Annotated in this window: 17 protein-coding genes; 4 read left to right on the forward strand and 13 right to left on the reverse strand. The window is 74.2% G+C overall.

Annotated features, from left to right (window positions below):
- Window positions 1-149: 149 nt before the first annotated feature.
- Window positions 150-1,181 (reverse strand): LacI family DNA-binding transcriptional regulator, encoded by a 1,032-nt coding sequence (locus ACRB68_RS29835; RefSeq protein ID WP_207709862.1) that lies wholly within the window; start codon window positions 1,179-1,181, stop codon window positions 150-152.
- Between the two features lie 235 nt (window positions 1,182-1,416).
- On the opposite strand from ACRB68_RS29835, the gene ACRB68_RS29840 reads away from it, so the two are divergent.
- From ACRB68_RS29840 to ACRB68_RS29855, 4 genes are all read left to right on the forward strand, one after another.
- Window positions 1,417-2,715: an ABC transporter substrate-binding protein gene (locus ACRB68_RS29840; protein WP_207709863.1), complete on the forward strand. Its 1,299-nt coding sequence runs from the start codon at window positions 1,417-1,419 to the stop codon at window positions 2,713-2,715.
- Between the two features lie 73 nt (window positions 2,716-2,788).
- Window positions 2,789-3,748: a carbohydrate ABC transporter permease gene (locus ACRB68_RS29845; RefSeq protein WP_153538409.1), complete on the forward strand. Its 960-nt coding sequence runs from the start codon at window positions 2,789-2,791 to the stop codon at window positions 3,746-3,748.
- Window positions 3,745-4,620, forward strand: a complete 876-nt coding sequence (locus ACRB68_RS29850) for a carbohydrate ABC transporter permease (protein WP_153538411.1) — start codon at window positions 3,745-3,747, stop codon at window positions 4,618-4,620. Before ACRB68_RS29845 ends, ACRB68_RS29850 begins: the two co-directional genes overlap by 4 nt.
- Window positions 4,617-6,431 (forward strand): glycoside hydrolase family 35 protein, encoded by a 1,815-nt coding sequence (locus ACRB68_RS29855; protein ID WP_328594950.1) that lies wholly within the window; start codon window positions 4,617-4,619, stop codon window positions 6,429-6,431. The genes ACRB68_RS29850 and ACRB68_RS29855 overlap by 4 nt, the downstream gene beginning before the upstream one ends.
- Window positions 6,432-6,445: 14 nt before the next feature.
- Here the strand turns inward: ACRB68_RS29855 and ACRB68_RS29860 are convergent, their stop codons facing one another.
- From ACRB68_RS29860 to ACRB68_RS29910, 12 genes are all read right to left on the reverse strand, one after another.
- On the reverse strand, window positions 6,446-6,931 hold the full coding sequence (locus tag ACRB68_RS29860; RefSeq protein WP_153538413.1) for a hypothetical protein: 486 nt from the start codon (window positions 6,929-6,931) through the stop codon (window positions 6,446-6,448).
- On the reverse strand, window positions 6,928-9,360 hold the full coding sequence (locus tag ACRB68_RS29865) for a molybdopterin oxidoreductase family protein (RefSeq protein WP_153538415.1): 2,433 nt from the start codon (window positions 9,358-9,360) through the stop codon (window positions 6,928-6,930). Before ACRB68_RS29865 ends, ACRB68_RS29860 begins: the two co-directional genes overlap by 4 nt.
- 61 nt (window positions 9,361-9,421) lie before the next feature.
- Window positions 9,422-10,354, reverse strand: coding sequence for a M56 family metallopeptidase (locus ACRB68_RS41650; RefSeq protein ID WP_153538416.1), 933 nt, complete (start codon window positions 10,352-10,354; stop codon window positions 9,422-9,424).
- A 4-nt stretch (window positions 10,355-10,358) separates the two neighbouring features.
- Window positions 10,359-10,742 (reverse strand): BlaI/MecI/CopY family transcriptional regulator, encoded by a 384-nt coding sequence (locus ACRB68_RS29875; protein WP_328594951.1) that lies wholly within the window; start codon window positions 10,740-10,742, stop codon window positions 10,359-10,361.
- Window positions 10,743-10,794: 52 nt separating this feature from the next.
- Window positions 10,795-11,301, reverse strand: a complete 507-nt coding sequence (locus tag ACRB68_RS29880) for a DUF4396 domain-containing protein (protein WP_153538417.1) — start codon at window positions 11,299-11,301, stop codon at window positions 10,795-10,797.
- 105 nt (window positions 11,302-11,406) lie between these two features.
- Entirely contained in the window at window positions 11,407-12,840 is a 1,434-nt protein-coding gene (locus tag ACRB68_RS29885) for an MFS transporter (RefSeq protein WP_153538418.1), read from the reverse strand.
- A gap of 66 nt (window positions 12,841-12,906) precedes the next feature.
- Complete coding sequence (locus tag ACRB68_RS42185) at window positions 12,907-13,032, reverse strand: hypothetical protein (protein ID WP_268890496.1); 126 nt, start codon at window positions 13,030-13,032, stop codon at window positions 12,907-12,909.
- 104 nt (window positions 13,033-13,136) lie between these two features.
- On the reverse strand, window positions 13,137-14,519 hold the full coding sequence (locus ACRB68_RS29890; RefSeq protein WP_328594952.1) for an NADH-quinone oxidoreductase subunit N: 1,383 nt from the start codon (window positions 14,517-14,519) through the stop codon (window positions 13,137-13,139).
- Complete coding sequence (locus tag ACRB68_RS29895) at window positions 14,516-16,015, reverse strand: complex I subunit 4 family protein (protein WP_328594953.1); 1,500 nt, start codon at window positions 16,013-16,015, stop codon at window positions 14,516-14,518. The genes ACRB68_RS29890 and ACRB68_RS29895 overlap by 4 nt, the downstream gene beginning before the upstream one ends.
- Entirely contained in the window at window positions 16,012-17,862 is a 1,851-nt protein-coding gene (locus ACRB68_RS29900; RefSeq protein WP_153538420.1) for a proton-conducting transporter transmembrane domain-containing protein, read from the reverse strand. The genes ACRB68_RS29895 and ACRB68_RS29900 overlap by 4 nt, the downstream gene beginning before the upstream one ends.
- Entirely contained in the window at window positions 17,859-18,164 is a 306-nt protein-coding gene (gene nuoK / locus ACRB68_RS29905; RefSeq protein ID WP_328594954.1) for an NADH-quinone oxidoreductase subunit NuoK, read from the reverse strand. The genes ACRB68_RS29900 and nuoK overlap by 4 nt, the downstream gene beginning before the upstream one ends.
- Window positions 18,161-18,667 carry an NADH-quinone oxidoreductase subunit J gene (locus tag ACRB68_RS29910; protein ID WP_153538422.1) on the reverse strand — a complete coding sequence of 169 codons (507 nt, stop codon included), beginning with the start codon at window positions 18,665-18,667 and terminating at the stop codon, window positions 18,161-18,163. The genes nuoK and ACRB68_RS29910 overlap by 4 nt, the downstream gene beginning before the upstream one ends.
- Between the last annotated feature and the right edge of the window lies 1 nt (window position 18,668).

Here is an 18,668-nt window from a genome sequence, read left to right on the forward strand (position 1 = left end):
GACGGTGGATGATATCGATATCATCGCTGCCCGGAAAAAGCCATCCCTGCTGGTGATATCGCTTTGCACCCGGCAGCCGCCGCCGACCGGTGGCACGCCTGACCGGCCGTCCCCCGCACCACGGGCGGGGACGGCGGGCCTGTCGCCGGTCAGCCCCGGCGGACCGGGGCGGTGCTGGCGCGCACGATCAGGGCCGGCTCGACGGAGGTGGGCTCGGGCACGGCGTCCCGGTCCGCCAGGTGGCGCATCAGGTGGGAGACGGCCATGGCGCCTATCTCGGGGAACGGCTGGGCCACGGTCGTCAGCGACGGCGAGCAGTACTCGGCCAGCGCGATGTCGTCCACGCCCACGACGGAGATGTCGTCCGGCACCCGCCGGCCGGCCTCGTGCAGCGCCCGGATGACGCCGAACGCCATCTCGTCGCTGGCCACGAACACCGCCGTGACGTCGGGGATCTGGCGCAGGATGAGGCCGCTCCGGTAGCCCGAGGCCGGGGTCCAGTCGCCCTCCAGCTCGGGCGGGACGGCCCGCCCCGCCTCCTCCAGGGTGTCGCGCCAGCCCTGGACGCGGCTGGCCGCGTCCAGCCACTGCCCCGGCCCGGCGACGTGCCAGACGGTCTCGTGCCCGAGTTCCAGCAGGTGCCGGGTCGCCAGGCGCGCCGCCTGCGCCTGGTCGACGGCGACGACCTCGGTGGCCGAGGTGCGCGAGCCGTCGATGGCGACGGTGGGCATCGAGCGGGTGAGCTGCTCGATGCGCCGGCTCACGTGGATCAGCGGGACCGCGAGCACGACGCCCTCGACGCCCTGCTCCACCAGCCGCGACAGCGCGTCCTCGATGGCGGAGGTGTCCAGGGAGGCGGTGGTGGCGTTGGAGACCGAGTAGCCGGCCTCGCGCGCGGCGCTCTCGATGCCGTACATGACGGCCGCGCGCGAGAAGAAGCCGGTCTGCAGCGTCACGACGCCGATGGTGCGGCTGCGGCCCGACGACAGCACCCGCGCGGCGTTGTTCTTGCGGTAGCCGAGCTGCTCGACGGCCGCGAGGACCTTCGCCCGGGTCTCCTCCAGCACGTTGGGATGGCCGGCCAGGGTCCGCGACACCGTCTGCGGGGACACCCCGGCGACCCGGGCGACATCGGCCATCCCGGGAGGGCGTCCGCCGCCGTCCCCACTGCGCTTGTCCATGGGTCCCTTCCTGGTCGGCCGTGGTGATGATAGCGCGCTCATGGCCGCGGCGACCCTTTCCCGTAAGCGAAAGAACTCCTGCTGGACACCTATTGGCATCGATAACATCGTGTGCCATAGTTCCACCACGCCGGCGAACCCGCCGCGTCGGTGCTGGAGCGCACGGTCTGTCCCAGCATCGCGACCGGCCCCGGGAGGGCCGGGTCCTCTCTCCCCCTACTTCGAAGGAGAGACCGTGAAGAAGCTGACCATGCGCATGGCGGGTGCGGCCGCAGTCGCGCTCATGCTCGCCGGGTGTTCCGGCTCCGGCTCGGGCGACGCCGGCAAGGGCGGCGGCGGCGAGAAGGCGGCGATGACGTTCTGGGGGTGGGCTCCGGGCTACGCCGACGCGGTCAACGCGTTCAACGGCTCTCACCCCGGCACGCAGATCACCTACCAGCAGGTCCAGCCCGGCGCCAAGGGCGGCTACCAGAAGATGCTGAACGCGGTCAAGGCGGGCAACGCGCCGTGCCTGGCCCAGCTCGGCTACGAGACGCTGCCGAGCTTCGCCGCCCAGGGGGCCCTCCAGGACGTCGCGAAGTACGCGAACGCGGCCAAGGGCGAGTTCCAGGACGCGGCCTGGAAGTCGGTCACGCTCGGCGACAACGTCTTCGGCGCCCCCGTCGACACCGGCCCGATGGCGCTCTTCTACAACAAGAAGGTCTTCGACTCGCTCGGCTTGAAGCCGCCCGCCACCTGGGACGAGTACCGGACCGCCGCCGAGAAGATCCACGCCTCCGGCCCGCACCGCTACATCACCTCGCCCTACATGGACTACGACTACTCGGGCCTCGCCTGGCAGGCCGGCGCCTCCTGGTTCGGCGTGGAGGGCGACTCCTGGAAGGTCACGCTCGCCTCGCCGGCCAACAAGCAGATCGCCTCCTACTGGCAGGGGCTGGTCGCCAAGGGCCTGGTCAGCAGCGCGCCCATGTACGACCAGGCCTGGTACACCGGCCTCGGCAACGGGGACATCGCCACGGTGGTCGGCGCGGTCTGGCAGGCCGGCGTGCTGAAGGACAGCGCCAAGAAGGGCTCCGGCCAGTGGGCCGTCGCCCCGATGCCGCAGTGGACCGCGGGCGCCGAGCAGGTCGGCAACGCGGGCGGGTCGGCCACCGCCGTCCTCAAGGGCTGCAAGACGCCGAAGGCGGCCTGGGAGTTCGCGCACTGGATGAGCACCGACCGGGGCGCCTACGGGACGCTCGTGGAGAAGGCCGCGGTGTACCCGGCCGCCAAGGCGCTGCTGGACCTGCCGCAGCTGGGCGCGGCCGACCCCTACTTCGGCGGCCAGAAGATCTTCGACGTCTTCGCCAAGGCCGCGCCGAAGGTCAACCCCGACTGGCGGTGGGGCCCGGTCATGACCAAGACCGCCGCCGACCTGGACGACGGGCTCGGCAAGGCGTGGTCGGGCAAGGGCACCTTCGACGAGGCCCTGCAGTCCGCCCAGGACAAGACGATCGCCGAGATGAAGAACCAGCACCTCAGCGTCTCCCAGTGATCGCGCGCCGGAGCGGCGGGCCGCGCCCGCGCGGCCGCCGCTCCGCGCCCGCGGAACGTTAGGACACGAACCGATGACCAACCTCGCCCCGACGGCCGAGGCCGCCGCCGGGCGGCCCGCCCCGCCGCCGCGCCGGCGCGGGGGCCGCGGCGCCCGGCGGGGCCGGCGCACGCCGCTGCTGTTCTGCGCCCCCTTCATGGTGCTCTTCGCGGCCATGTACGTCGCGCCGATCGGCTACGCCGCCGTCAGCAGCCTGTTCACCGTCCACCGGTCGGGCCTCGGGCTGACCGCGCCGACGAAGGTGTTCGACCCGCTCGGCAACTACGCCCAGGTGTTCGGCGACCGGGAGTTCCTGTCCTCGCTCGGCCGGATCGCCCTCTTCGGCGTCGTCCAGGTGCCGGTGATGCTGCTCCTCGCGCTCGGGCTGGCGCTGCTGATCGACTCCAGGTCCGCCCGCGGCAAGGGGTTCTTCCGCCTGTCGGGCTTCGTCCCCTACGCGGTCCCCGGCGTGAGCGGCGCGCTGATCTGGTCGTTCATGTACTCGCCGCAGTCGAGCCCGGTCAACCACCTGCTGGAGCCGCTCGGCCTGCATATCCCGTTCTTCGGCGGCGGTGCCGTCCTGTGGTCGGTGGCCAACATCGTGACCTGGGGCTGGACCGGCTACAACATGATCGTCATCTACGCCTCGCTGCAGTCGATCCCGGCCGAGATCCTGGAGGCGGCGAAGATGGACGGCGCCTCCGCGCCGCGCATCGCCTGGAGCATCAAGATCCCGGCGGTGCGCGGGGCCCTGGTCCTGACCGCGGTCTTCTCCGTCATCGGATCGGCGCAGCTGTTCAACGAGCCCGCCGTCCTGCAGCCGGTCTCCGGCGGGTCGGTCTCCTCGACCTTCACGCCGATCATGTCCGCCCAGGCCGCCGTCGCGGCCGGGAACTACCCCTACGCCGCCGCGCAGTCGGTCGTGCTGGCCGTGCTGGTCGGCGTCGTGTCCTTCTTCTTCTTCAAGGCGACCGGTGAGAGGAGCAGGGCATGAGCGCGGGCAGGGCCGTCCCGTCCCGGCCGCGGTCGGGCCGGGACACCACCTTCACGAGCCGGGCCGTCGTCATGCTGCTGCTGACGCTCTCCAGCCTCTACTTCCTGCTGCCGCTCTGGTGGCTGTTCGTCTCCGCCACCAAGCCGTTCGGCGAGCAGTTCAGCGGCAACGGGCTCTGGTTCGACGGCTTCGGGCTGTTCCACAACATCGCCGAGCTCACCGCGCAGAGCGACGGGATCTTCTGGCGGTGGATGCTCAACAGCGTCGCCTACTGCGGGATCGGCGCCCTCGCCGGCACCGCGCTGTCGGCCCTGGCCGGCTACACCATCGCCAAGTACGAGTTCCGGGGGCGCGGCGTCCTGTTCGGCGCGGTCCTCGCCGCCGTGCTGGTGCCCAAGATCTTGTTCACGCTGCCGCTCTACCTGATGTTCTCGGGCGTCCACCTGATCGACAACCCGCTCGCGGTGCTGCTGCCCAGCGTCGTCAGCCCCTTCGGGGTGTACCTGGCCCGCGTCTTCGCGGCGCAGAGCGTCCCGGACGAGGTGGTCGAGGCGTGCCGCCTGGACGGGGCGGGCGAGTTGCGCATCTTCCGCTCGGTCGCGGTGCCCATGATGCTGCCCGCCCTGGTGACGATCTTCCTGTTCCAGTTCGTGGACATCTGGAACAACTACCTGCTTCCCGCCATGGTGCTCGGCGACGACCACCTGCAGCCCGTCACCGTCGGGCTGGTCGGCTGGAACGCCAGCCACGTGGCGGTGCCCCCGCCGCTCGTGGTCATCGGATCGCTGGTGTCGATCGTCCCGCTCCTCGCCGCCTTCCTGGCGCTGCAGCGGTTCTGGCGCTCCGGCATGACCGCCGGAGCCATCAAGTGACCCTCCTGCAGCCCCCCGCCGCCCGGTCCCGCCCGGCCGCCGTCCTGTCCTACCCGGGCGGCGAGCTCCTGCGCGACGGCCGGCCGCACCGCGTCCTCGCCGGATCGCTGCACTACTTCCGGGTCCACCCCCGGCAGTGGGCGGACCGGCTGGAGCGCGTCGCCGCCATGGGGCTGAACACCGTCGACACCTACGTCCCGTGGAACTTCCACGAGCGCGAGCGCGGCCGACCGCGCTTCGACGGCTGGCAGGACGTCGAGCGCTTCGTCCGGCTCGCCCAGGAGACCGGCCTCGACGTGATCGCGCGGCCTGGCCCCTACATCTGCGCGGAGTGGGACAACGGCGGCCTGCCCGCCTGGCTGACCGGCACGCCCGGGATGCGGGTCCGCTCCTCGCACCCGCCCTACCTGGCCGAGGTGGCGCGCTGGTTCGACGAGCTGATCCCGCGGCTCGCCGGCCTCCAGGCCGCCCGCGGCGGCCCCGTCGTCGCGGTGCAGATCGAGAACGAGTACGGCAGCTACGGCGACGACCACCGCTACCTGCGCTGGCTGCGGGACGCGCTCGTCGAGCGCGGCATCACCGAGCTGCTCTACACCGCGGACGGGCCGACCGACCTGATGCTCGACGGCGGCGCCCTGCCCGGCGAGCTGGCGACCGCCACGTTCGGCTCCCGCGCGGACCAGGCGGCGCGGCTGCTGCGCTCCCGCCGGCCGGGCGAGCCGTTCGTCTGCGCGGAGTTCTGGAACGGCTGGTTCGACCACTGGGGCGAGAAGCACCACGTCCGCCCGGTCGACGGCGCGGCCGGGACGCTCGCCGACATCCTCGGCCTCGGCGGCTCGGTCAGCGTCTACATGGCCCACGGCGGCACCAACTTCGCGCTCTGGGCCGGCGCCAACCACGACGGCGACGCCCTCCAGCCGACCGTGACCAGCTACGACTCGGACGCGCCGATCGCCGAGCACGGCGCCCTCACCCCGAAGTTCTTCGCGATCCGCGACCGGCTGCGCGCCGTGACCGGCACCGCGGACCGGCCCCTGCCCGCCGACCCGCCGCTGCTGGCGCCCCGCGGGATCGGCGTCACCCGCGGCGCCGGCCTGCTCGCCGCCCTGGACGCGGTGTCGGCCCCCGTCCCCTCCCCGCACCCGCTCGCCTTCGAGGAGCTGGGGCAGGCGTCCGGGCTCGTGCTCTACCGCGCGCACCCGCGGCTGCCCCGGGGGGCCAACGAGGTGACGGTGCGCGGGCTGCACGACCGCGCCCAGGTCTTCGTCGACGGCGCGCCGGCCGGCGTGCTCGACCGCGAGACCGCCTCGCTCACCGTCGAGGGCGCCGGCGCGCAGGTGCGGCTCGACCTGCTGGTCGAGAACCAGGGGCGCATCAACTACGGGCCGCGCCTCGGCGAGGGCAAGGGCATCCTGGGCGGCGTCCTGGTCGGACGCCGCCTCGTGCACGGCTGGACGATGCACCCCCTGCCGCTCGACGAGTGGACCGCCGCCGACCTCGGGCGCGCCGTCTCCGCCGCCGGGCCGCGGGGCGGCGCGGGGTTCGCCACGGCGCGGTTCACCGTGGACGAGCCCGCCGACGCCTTCCTGGCGTTCCCCGGCTTCGGCAAGGGCTTCTTCTGGGTCAACGGCGCCCTGCTCGGCCGCTACTGGGAGATCGGCCCGCAGGTGACGCACTACCTGCCCGCCCCCTTCCTGGTGCGGGGCGAGAACACCGTCACCCTGCTGGAGCTGGAGCGCCTCGGAGAGCGGATCGAGCTGCGCGACGCGCCCGAGCTCGGGCCGGCCGAGGAGTACGTCGAGACCTTCTGAGCCGCGGCCCCGGCTCAGGTGCTCAGCAGGATCTGCGGGCTGAGCACCTTGACGTGGGCGTTGGCCCAGCGCATCTGCCGCAGGGTGTCGGGGTGGCACCGGTCGGTCAGGGCCAGCAGGTCGCCGTCCCTGGACGCCTGGGCGGCCTGCGCGATCATCACCCAGTCGACGGACACCTCCGCCGCCTGGACGTGGACGCCGCGCAGGTCGTGCAGCAGCAGCAGGCCCGGCTCGGGGCGGCGGCCGGCCAGCTCGCCGCCCTTCTCCCGCAGCCGCGCGGCCAGGCCCGGCTCCACGGCGGGGTCGGGATCCAGGTCCAGGCCGAAGCGGCGGCCGGTCCCGGCGATCTCGACCAGGTGCCGCCGCGACCAGCCCGCCAGGTCGCGGGCCAGGTGGTGGATCTCGGGCTCGGGCCGGTGCCGCTCGGACACCCGCAGCAGCCGGTGGGCGAGCTCCTGCTCGTGGGCGTGCAGTTCGCGCAGAACGGCCGCGACGCTCATCGCGTTCCTCCCGGCTGCTCGTCGGCCAGCGCGGCCGTCCCGCCGCTGGTGGGCGCCCCGGCCGCGGCGAGGGGCGCGGAGGCCGTGGTGGTGGGCGCGGCCGACGGGCCCGTGCCGCGCTCGGCCAGGGCGATGCGGGCCGCGGCCGTCTTGTAGATCGGCTGCTTGGAGGCGGCGTCCCAGTCGGTGAGCGTGAGCTCGTTGGCCGCCCGGTCGTGGCCGCCGTCCGGGGCGCGGTCCCAGTAGCCGTAGTGGAACGGCAGGAACAGCACGCCCTCGCGGATGCCGGTGACCCGGACCTTGGCGTGGACGGTGCCGCGCGGCGTCGTCACCTCGGCCAGGTCGCCCTCGGCGAGGCCGCGGGCGGCCGCGTCGGCGGCGGCGACCTCCACCCAGACCTCGGGCGCGGCGGCGTCCAGCTGCGGGGCGCGGCCGGTCTTGGTGCGGGTGTGGAAGTGGTAGAGCGTGCGGCCGGTGATGAGGGCGTAGGGGTGGTCCGCGTCCGGCGCCTCGTGCGGGGGCAGGTACGCCGCCGCCTTCACGATCGCCTTGCCGCCGGGGTTCAGCGCCCGGTACTCGCCTGGTTCGACGGGGGTGCCGGTGACCAGGTCGCGGCCGTAGCTCTCGCAAACGTCCGGCGCGCTCCAGAACCCGCCGTCGGCATACAGCCGCTCGGTGCCGTCGGGGTGCTCGTCGTTGCAGGGCCACTGGACGCCGCTCGGGCCGCGCAGCCTGGCGTAGCTCAGCCCGGAGTAGTCGCAGAGGCGGCCGTGCGAGCACTCCTTCCACGCCTCGAACGCCGACTCGGGGTCGTGCCACTTGACCAGGGGCGCGCCGTCCTTGTCGCGGAAGTCCATCCGCGCGGCGTAGTCGAGGAAGATGTCCAGGTCGGCGCGGGCCTCGCCGGGCGGCTCGACGGCCTTCTCCGACAGGTGGACGGTCCGGTCGGCGTTGGTGAAGATACCGGTCTTCTCGCCCCAGGTCGCCGCCGGGAGCACCACGTCGGCCAGCTCGGCGGTCTCGGTGCGGAAGATGTCCTGCACCACCACGAACAGCCGCTCCTGCGCCAGGATCGAGCGCACCCGCGCCAGCTCGGGCAGCGAGACGGCCGGATTGGTGCCGCTGATCCACAGCATCCCGAGCGAGCCCTGCTCGGCGTAGCGCAGGATCTGCATGGCGTGCGTCGGCGGGCCGTAGTGCGGGAGCGCGTCGGGCTCGACGTTCCAGATGCGGGCGAGGTCGGCGATGTGCTCGTCGTTGGCCCAGTTGCGAAAGCCCGGCAGGTCGCCGTCGGCGCCGCACTCGCGGGTGTTCTGCGCGGTCGGCTGCCCGTTCATCTGGAGCAGCCCGCAGCCCGGCCGGCCCAGCATGCCGCGGATCAGGTGCAGGTTGTTGACCTGCACGGCCGCGGCGGTCGCCTGGTGCGACTGGTAGAAGCCCTGCAGCACGGTGGACAGCAGCCGCCGCGCGGTGCCGAGGACCTCGGCGGCGCGCCGGATGTCGGCGGCCGGGACGTCGCAGATCTCGGCGGCCCGCTCGGGCGGGTAGTCCTTGACGCGTTCGGCCAGCTCGTCGAACCCGACGACGTGCCGGTCGATGTACTCCCGGTCGATGTGGCCGTTCTCGATGATCTGGTGCAGCAGGCCGTTCATCAGCGCGACGTTGGTGCCCGGCAGCGGCGCCAGGTGGACGGTCGCGGCGCGGGCGACGGGTGTCGGGCGCGGGTCGACGCAGACCAGCGCGGGCGGCTCGGGCCCGGCGAGGCGGTCCAGGATCCGCGCCCAGCTCACCGACTGCGTCTCGGCCATGTTGTGGCCGAACAACGCGATCACGTCGGCGTGGTCGATGTCGGCGTAGGTGCCGGGCTGCCCGTCGGTGCCGAACGACTCCTTCAGCGCGGCCGCGGCGGTGGCGGTGCACAGGCGGGTGTTGCCGTCCAGGTGGTTGGTCCCGACGCCGGCGTGCGCGACGACCGACAGCGTGTAGTACTCCTCGGCGAACAGCTGGCCGCTCGTGTAGAAGCCGATCGAGCCCGGCCCGCGCTCGTCCAGCAGCTCCTTGGAGCGCCGCACGATCCGGTCCATCGCGGTGTCCCAGTCGCTCTCCACCAGCCGGTCGCCGTCGCGGACCAGCGGGCGGGCCAGCCGGTCGGAGGACCGCCCGGCCTGCCAGCCGTACAGGTCCTTCGGGCCGAGGCGCCCGCGGTTGACGCGGTCGTCCGCGCGGCCCCGCACCCCGACGATGCGGCCGCCCGCGACCGCGATGTCCAGGGCGTCGCCGTTGGAGTGCAGGATCGACGCCGAGGGCACCCAGCGCTCCACCGCCGCGCCCTCCTCCAGGAAGGCGTCCACCCGGGACGGCCACTCCTGCCCGGGCCCGTAGGGCGTCCGCGTGCCCCACGGCTCGGCGATCCGGTCGATCTTCCCCATGGTGAGCCCCCTTCTCGCACGGCAGATGTACTCCTGCCACCCGAGACGGCGGTGAAACGCCTCAGCAGGGTGCGGACAGTTTCAAGATCGCGACGGCCGCCGCGGCGGGCGGCAGGACGACCGCACCCGCGGCGAAGGCCCAGGCCGCCGCCCGGGCGGCCCGGCGCGGCCGGTCCGGCACGCCGGCCTCCAGCCGCAGCAGCCGCTCGGCCAGCCCCCCTTCGCCCGGCCCCGCCGCGCCGAGCGCGTGCGCCGCCCCGGGCGCCGCCGCCAGCCGGCGCAGGGCGCCCGCCAGGGCCTGGCTCCCCCAGGCGCGCACCGCCGCCTCGTCGGCGGCCAGCTCCAGTAGCAGCGGCAGCCGCGCCTTCGCCCGCCGGACGGTCGGCGACCACGGCAGCACTGCGTGGACGAGGTCGAGCATGAGCAGCAGCGCGTGGTGGCGCCGGCGCAGATGCGCCCGCTCGTGCGCCAGGACCGCGCCGAGCTCGTCGGCGGTGAGCGCCCGCTGGGCGCCGGTGCTCACCACGATGGAACGTTCCCGTGCGGGCAGCGAGTAGGCCACCGGGACGGGGTGGTCCAGCACCAGGACGTCGGGGTGGCGGCCGTGCTCGCGGGCGACCAGGCGCAGCATCTCCCGGTGCCGGCGGCGGTGCCGCACCGCCCGGCCGAGCCGGGGCAGGCCGCGCCGCAGCCGGGCGGCGCAGGCCGCCGCGAGCGCCAGGCTCGCCGCGGCCGCCGCGGCGACCGCCCCGTGCCGGTGGTGCGGCAGGCAGTCGCGCAGCCACTCCACCAGGCCGTGGCCGGGCGCCGGCGGCGCGAGCAGCGCGACCGCGACCACCCCGGCGCACGCGACGGCGGTGCCGGCGAGCGCGGCCGCCCAGCAGGCGGCCACCGCGCCGGGGCCGGCCGACCGCCACGGCCGGTCCAGGACGGGCCCGGCCGAGCAGCCGAGCAGGACGGCCGCGGCGAGCAGGGCGGCCACCGCGCCGATCACGCGGTCATGCCCCGGGCCCGCCGCCGGCGGCGCGCCGGCGCAGGGCGTCCAGGAGGTGCCGGGCGTCCTCGGCGGGCACGCTCTCGGCGAAGCGGGCGAGGATCGCGCCGTGGTCGGGGGCGTCGGTGAGCGCGTCGAGCATCAGCCGGGCGGCGTACTCCTCGCGCGCCTGGGTCGGGCTGTAGCGGAACGCCTGGCCGTCGGGGGTGCGGCGCAGCATCCCCTTCTGCGCGAGCCGTTCCGTCACGGTCTGCACGGTGTTGTACGCCAGCGGTTTCGCCGCCTTCTCGTTCAGCCCGTCCAGCAGCTCGCGGACCCGCAGGGGTCCGGGGGCCGCCCACAGCGCCTCCATGATGGAGCGCTCGAGGGATCCGCCCAGTCCGGCCACACGGCCACCTCCGTCCTCCCCTCATTCTGCCGGAGCGCGGGGGGACGGGAGGTCAGTGGTGGTACCGGTGCACGACGGCGTGCCCCTTGCCGCGCCCGATCATCCAGCGGTTGACCGGGGTCGTCAGCAGGAAGGCCACCAGGAGCGACAGGGCCAGCGCGCCCCAGAACAGCGGGTCGCCGAGGCCGGCGTGCATCGCGCCGGGGATCACCACCATGGTGGCGTTGTCCAGCACCTCCATGACCGCGATCGACACGGTGTCGGCGGCCAGCGCGACCCCGACGGCCGCCCGCAGCGGCAGCCCGGCCTTCAGCACCCCGCGCATGGTCAGCGCGTAACCGAAGAAGAAGGCCAGCACGATCGCCGCAATGATCGTGACCAGGTTGGACCAGCCGAACGCCGTCCCGAGCACCATGCCCAGCACCTCGCCGATGGCGCAGCCGGTCAGGCAGTGCAGGGTCGCCTGGGCCGCCGCCGCCCAGGTCACCGCTCCCCCGTGCCCGGCGTGGTCATGTGCGGCGTGCTCGTGCCCGTGTTCGTGGTGGTCATGGCTGGTCATGGGGGGCCTCCTCATAGCTCCTACAACGTGTAGGAGGTTACTCCACGGTGCAGGCCGCCCGCGTGGTGACGCGGGCGGCCTCGGCCGATCAGGGTGCGGGCCGGTTCAGGCGGCGGTCTTGGCCAGGGCGGGGTCCTCCTCGGTCGCGGGGGTCTGCCTGGGGGTGCGCAGGGTGACCAGGGCCAGCGCGGCGCCGCTGAGGGCGACGATCGCCGCGCCGACGAAGGCGGCCTGGAACCCGTCGGTGAGGGCGGGCAGGTTCCCCAGCCTGTCGGCGCCGTGCGAGGTGGCCAGGGCGGTCATCGCGGCCAGGCCGACGGCCGAGCCGATCTGGTAGGTGGTGTTGACGATGCCCGAGGCCAGGCCGCCGTCCTGCGGGCCGACGCCGCCGATCGCGGCCATCATCGCCGGGATGAAGACCAGCGCCATCCCGACCGCCGACACCAGCGAGCCGGGCAGCACGTCGGCCCAGAAGTTCCCGGTGGGGCTGACGGCGGACAGGATCGCCAGGCCGCCGGCCAGCACCGCCAGGCCGGTGGCGATGAGGGGCTTGGTGCCGAACCGGGCGATGAGCCGCCCGGTGACGCCGACCATCAGCACCATCATCAGCGCGGTCATCGGCACCAGTGCGGCGCCGCTGGAGAAGGCGCCGTAGCCGAGGACCTGCTGCAGGTAGAGGTTGAGGAAGTACCACATCGGGATCCACGCGGCGCCGAGCAGCGTCATCGCCAGGTTCGCGCCGGCCAGGTTCGGGGTGCGCCAGATCCGCAGCGGCATGAGCGGGTTGCGCAGCGCCCGCTGGACCGCCACGAAGGCCGCCAGGAGCAGGATCGCGCCGCCCAGTTCCAGCAGCGTCGCGGCGCTGGTCCAGCCCTTGCCGGGGGCCTGGACGATGGCGTAGACCGCCAGGGCGAGGCCGCCGGTGACCGCGGCCGCGCCGGCCAGGTCCAGCCCGCTGCGGCGGCCGGGGACGGCGGGCAGCAGCGCCGGGACGACGGCCAGGGACAGCAGACCGATCGGCACGTAGATCACGAACACCCAGGGCCAGCTCAGCCACTCGGCGATGACGCCCCCGAGGAAGACGCCCGCCGTGCCGCCGGCCGGGGCGGCGGTGCCGTAGAAGGCCATCGCCTTCGGCAGCTCCTTGGGCCGGCCGCCGAACAACGCCATGAGCAGGGTCATCGAGGACGGGGTGATGAGCGCCGAGCCGACGCCCTGGATCGCCCGTCCGGCGATCTCCACGCCGGGCCCGCCGGCGGCCGCGGCCACCACCGAGCCGGCGATCAGGGTGACCCAGCCGGCGGCGAAGACCCGGCGGGCGCCGAGCAGGTCCGACAGCCGGCCGCCGAGCAGCAGCAGGCCGCCGAGGGCGACGACGTAGGCGTTGAAGACCCACTGCAGCCCGCCCGGGCTGAAGCCGAGGTCGCGCTGCATCTCCGGGAGCGCGACGCCGATGATCGAGGTGTCCATGATGACCATGAACTGCGCCCCGGCGAGCACGGCCAGTGCCCACCAGCGGCGGGGGTCGGGGGAGGACATCGGGGGTTCCTTCCGGGGTCGCGGCGCCGGTGCGGCGCCGGGACCCGATGACGGCCGCGGGAGCGGCTAGCGGTCTGTGGTCTGCTGTTCCGCGCGCTGGGCGGCGCGGCGGTCCTCGGTCTCGTCCGCCGCGGCGCGGGCCTCGGCCGGCGGGGCGGCGGCGATGGTCACGGTGGTCTGACAGGCGCACATGGCCGAACCCCTTCTCTTTTACCCCTAGGGGGTATCTCGCGAACAGGACGTGACTATACCCCCCTGGGGTTCAGGAGTGTCAAGCCGGCGGCGACGCTCTCCGCTCAGCCGACGGAGAGCACGACGCCGCCGGCGACGCCGAGGACGAGCGAGCCCGCCGCCGCACCGCAGGCGAGCCACCGCGCGCGGCCGTCCAGGCGTCCCTCCCAGGCCGCGCTCCGCGCGAACACCGGGCCGATCCAGCGCAGGTAGTAGAAGACGCTCGCCACGGAGTTGACGGCCGCGACCACCGCGAGCCAGGCGAGGCGGCCGTCCACCGCCGCGCCGAACATCAGCACCTTGCCGAGGAACACGGCCGTGGGCGGCGTCCCGACCAGGCCCAGCAGGCAGACCGCCAGCGACACCGCGAGCAGCGGGCAGCGCCGCGCGAGGCCGGTGTAGGCGGCCAGGTCGTCGCGGCCGGCCGCCATGACCACCGCGAACGCGCCGAGGTTGGTGACGGCGTAGGCGGCCAGGTAGAACAGCAGCGCGGTCTCGGCCAGGCCGCTGCGCCCGGCCGCCGCGACCGGGACGAGCAGGTACCCGGCCTGGCTGATGGTGGAGTACCCCAGCAGGCGGCGGACGTTGTCCTGCCCGAACGCCGCGAGGTTGCCGAGCGTCATGGTCGCGGCGGCGACGACCGCGAGCAGCAGCGGCCGGTCGAGCAGGTGCGCGGGGAGCGCCTCGGTCGTGAAGCGGTAGAGGGCGGCGAAGGCGCCGATCTTCGGGACCGTGGTGACGAACGCCGCGACGGCCGGTGGCGCCCCCTCCGCGACGTCGGGCACCCAGAAGTGCGCGGGCACGATGCCCGCCTTGAACATCAGCCCCGCGAGCACCCCGACGACGCCGACCGCGGCGGCTCCCGCCGGAGCCTCCGCGAGGCCGTCGCGGAGCGCCGCGTAGGAGGTGCCGCGCCCCGTCCCGTACAGCAGGGTCGCCCCGGCCAGCATGAAGACGCCGAGGAGCGCGCCCATCAGGTAGTACTTCAGCGCGGCCTCGGTGCCCGGCGCGTCCTTGGCGAAGCCGGCGAGGGCGTAGGCGGGGATGCTCGCCAGCAGGTAGGCGGCGATCAGCACCAGCAGGTCGGACGAGGCGCCCAGCATGATCGTGCCGAGGGCGGCCAGGACCACCAGCACGTGGAACTCGGTCTCCCGCGGGTGGCCGCGCAGCGGGCCGGCCGCGAGCGCGACGACCAGCAGCGTCGCCGCCGGCACGATGATCCGTGTCGCGTGGGTGACGGGGTCGAGCGTGAACGCCTCGAACGCCGTCGCGTCCGGGCGCCCCGCCGCGACGGCGGCCGTGACGAGCCCGGCTGCCAGGCCCGCCGCGCAGAGGGCGACGGCGGGCCACTGCCGGTCGCGCGGCGAGAACATCCCGCACAGCAGCCCGGCCATGGCCCCGGCGAGCAGACAGAGCTCCGGCAGCAGGTCGGCCGGGTTCTCGTTCACCGGTCCACCAGCCGGACCACGGCGGCCGACACCGGCTCGATCGTGTCCAGCAGGAAGCGCGGCGCGATGCCGATGACCAGCGACGACACCAGCAGCGGGGCGACTGCGGCGAGTTCGGGCCGGCGCATGTCGGTCATGCGCGGCGTGAGCTCACCGGGCGGCCCGAGAAGAGTGCGTTGCAGGAGACGCAGGAACAGCGCCGTGGTGATGAGGACGCCGGCGACCGCCAGCGCGCCGGCCACGGCGGTCCCGCCGCCTCCGCTCCCGATGACCCCGGTGAAGATCTGGAATTCGGCGATGAACCCGGACAGGCCGGGCAGCCCGAGCGAAGCGAACGCGGCGGCCGTGAGGAGCCCGGAGAAGACCGGCGCGACCCCCGCGATGCCGCCGAACCGGCCCATGTCGTAGGCCCCGGTCCGGTCGTACAGCACGCCGGCCAGCAGGAACAGCGCGCCGGTGACCAGGCCGTGGCTGACCAGCTGGGTGACGGCGCCGGTCACCGCGAGCCGCCGCGCGGCCTCCTCTCCCCCGGCCCCGGCGGCGCCGAGCGCGAGCACGACGTAGCCCATGTGGTTGACCGAGGTGTAGGCGACCAGCCGCTTGAGGTTCTCCTGGGCGAACGCGACGAGCGCCCCGTACAGGACTCCGGCCACCCCGATCACGATGACGAGCCAGGCGTAGCGGCGCCAGGCGTCCGGCAGCATCGGCATCGCGATCCGCACGAGGCCGTAGGGGCCCATCTTCAGCAGGACGCCGGCCAGGATCGCCGATCCGGCGGCGGGTGCGTCGGTGTGCGCGGGCGGGAGCCAGGTGTGGAACGGCACGGCCGGTGTCTTGACGGCCAGGCCGATGCCGACCGCCAGCAGGACCAGCGCCGCCGTCCCCGGCGACCCGCTGAGCGGCGGCGTGCGGATGAGCTCGGCCATGTCGAAGGTGTGCGGTTCGGCGCCGAGGTAGAGCCCGATGAAGCCGAGGAGCAGGACGAGCGAGCCGAGGAAGGTGTAGAGGAAGAACTTCAGCGCCGACCGCGTCCGGTCGCCGTGCCCCCAGCCCGCGATGACGAAGTACATGCCGACGATGGACAGGTCGAAGAACACGAAGAACAGCAGCAGGTCGAGCGCGGCGAACAGCCCGAGGCAGACCGTCTGCAGGGCCAGGAACAGCGCGGCGAAGGCGCGCGCCCGCTTCGCCCGGCCGAGGGAGCAGACCGCGCAGGCGAGGAAGAGCAGGGCGGTGAGGGCGAGCAGCGGCAGCGACAGGCCGTCGACGCCGACGTGGTAGCCGGCGCGGACCGACGGGATCCAGCGCAGGTTCGTCTCGTGGGATACCCCCGTACCGTTCCCGTGGCCGATCCACAACGCGACGGTCAGGGCGAGGTCGGCGGCGCACGCGGCGATCCAGGCCCAGCCGGCGGCGCGGTCGCCGAGCCGGGGCGCGGCGCAGAGCCCGAGCGCGGCGGCGAGCGGCAGGAAGATCGTCAGCGAGAGCACGGTCACCCGGCCACGAGCACGATGAGGACGAGCACCGCGAACAGCACCGCGGCCTGGGCGTAGTACAGGTGCACCTGCCCGGTCTGGGGGCGGCGGGCGAGTGCGCCGAGCCGGCGGGCCGTCCCGCCCGTCGCGTTGACGAGGCCGTCGATTCCGGGTTCTATGCGGCGGGCGGCGAAGGCCGACGCGAGCCGTCCCCCGGCGGCGGCCGCCCGCACCCCGCCGTCGATGACGCGGTCGTCGAACCGGGCCAGTGCGCAGGCCAGCGCCCATACCGGGCGCGCGACGAGCAGGACGGCGACCTGCTCCAGCCGGAACCAGTGCAGGGCGAAGGGCGCGCGCACGGTGCCCGAACAGCGCGCCGAAAACCAGGTCAGGGCGAGGACGGCGAGGGCCAGCGCGCCGGAGACAGTCAGTTCGGTCGCATTCGGACCGGTGGCCGTGGTGTCGCCAAGGAGGCGCCGCCACGGGCCGGCGAGCGGTGGCAGCACGAGCGCGCCCAGGGTCGCGGCGGCGACGGCCAGCACGGGCAGCGGCGCCTGCGATCTGACGCGCCGCGTTCCCTGCCGCTCGGTGTCGTCCCTGGTCGCCGCGTCCGCCGGACGCCAGACCGCCACCAGGGCGCGGGCCGCGTACCCGGCCGACAGCAGGCCGGCCGCGAGGCCGACGACGTACAGGGCGGGGGTATCGCGGGCGGCGGCGAGCACCGCGCCCTTGGTCGCCCACAGCGACAGCGGCGGCACCCCGGCGAGGGCGAGCGCCCCCACGGCGAAAGTGACGCCGACCAGGCGGTACCGGCGGGCCGCGCCGTGCAGCTCGTCCAGGGCCTTGGTGCCGAGGGCCGTCAGCCAGGCCCCCGCGCAGAGGAACAGCAGGCTCTTCACAGCGGCGTGCGCGACCAGGTGCGCGGCGCCGCCCGCGACCGTGCCGGTCCCGGCCGCGAGCACCATGAAGCCGATCTGTGCGCAGGTCGACGCGGCCAGCAACTGCTTGAGGTCACGCTGGGCGAGCGCGACCGCGCCGAGGAGCAGGGCGGTCAGCGCGCCGGACCAGGCGACGAGCGGCGCCGCCCAGCCGGTCGCGTGCAGCAGCGGCTGCAGGCGCAGCAGCAGGTACGCGCCGGCGGCGACCATGGTGGCCGAGTGCAGCAGCGCGGAGACCGGCGACGGGCCGGCCATCGCCCGCGACAGCCAGAACGAGAACGGCAGCTGCGCCGACTTGCCCAGCGACGCCAGCACGACGCCCGCCGCGACCAGGTCCCGCCACGGCTCGTCCGCGCCTGCCAGAGCGGACAGCTCCAGAGAGCCGGTCCCGGCCAGGGCGGCGCCGGCGGCGAGGTAGAGGCCAAGGTCGCCGGCGCGGGTGGTGAGGAAGGAGACGCCGGCCGCGCGGACCCGGCCGGGGTCGCGCCACCAGAAGCCGATGAGCGCGTACGACATCGCGCCCATGACCTCCCAGCCCATCAGCAGGACGGCGAGGCCGGTCGCGGTGACCGTCACCAGCATGGCGCCGGTGAAGACCAGCATCAGCCCGAAGAAGCGCGCCCGCGCCTCGCCGGCGGCGAACTCCCCCGCCGCGAACACCAGGACGGCGAGGCTCACCGCCGCGACGGTCACCACCAGGGCGGCCGACGAACCGTCCACCGCGAGCCCGGCGGGCAGGCCGCCGAACAGCGGGAACCGCGCCGACGGCCGGGTCCACGCCGCCGCGACGGCCAAGACGAGCGTGCCGAGCGCGGCCGTCACCGCGAGCCCCGGCGCCACCCGGTCCAGGCGCCGGCCTGGGAAGAAACCCGCGACGATCAGCACCATGCCGACGGCGATCGGCAGGGCGGGCAGCAGCAGGGCGGTCATCCCTTGAGGTCCCCGGCGTCGTCGGTCGTGTCCACCTCGCGGGCGCGGTACAGCGCCGTCACCACGGCGAAGCCCGCCGCCATCTCCAGCGCCATCACCGTCAGGGCCACCAGCAGCAGGACCTGGCCGTCCGCCGCCCCGGGCGCGACGTAGTGCCAGAACGCGCCGGCCGCGACCAGGATCCCGTTGATCATGAGTTCGAGGCCCATCATCAGCATCACGACCGACTGCTGGGACAGCGCGCCGTACAGGCCCACCGCGAACAGGGCGGCGGCGAGCAGCAGGAACGCCTGGAGGCTCACTCCGCGCCGCCGTAGCGGCCCCGGCCGGTGGCCAGCACCACCGAGGCGATCATCGTGGCGAGGATGGCGACGCCGGCCACCATCATCACCGGCATCTTCGGCCCCATGACCGCCTCGCCGAGCGCGAAGGCCGGGTCGCGCGGCGGCGCCCCCTGCCGGTGCGGCCACGGGGTGAGCACGATCCCGGCCGCCAGCGCGGCGAAGACGCCGGCCGCGATGGCGAGCGCGCCGCGCCGGCCGTGCACCATCGACATCGGCATCAGCCCGCCCGGGTCCATCATGTACATGATCATGAAGACCGCCATGACGAGCATCTCCATGATCATCATGAGGATCGTCAGCACGCCGGGGTAGGCCAGGCCGAGCAGCAGCAGTTCCCCGCCGGCGCACAGGAACGAGGCCAGCAGGGCGAAGGTGGCCCGCGCCATCGAGTTCACCGCGAACACCGCCGCCCCGAAGCCGACGGCGGCGACCGCGAGCGCCCAGAACGCGACGACCTGCATC

Source organism: Actinomadura macrotermitis, from assembly GCF_009604375.1.
GTDB lineage: Bacteria > Actinomycetota > Actinomycetes > Streptosporangiales > Streptosporangiaceae > Spirillospora > Spirillospora macrotermitis.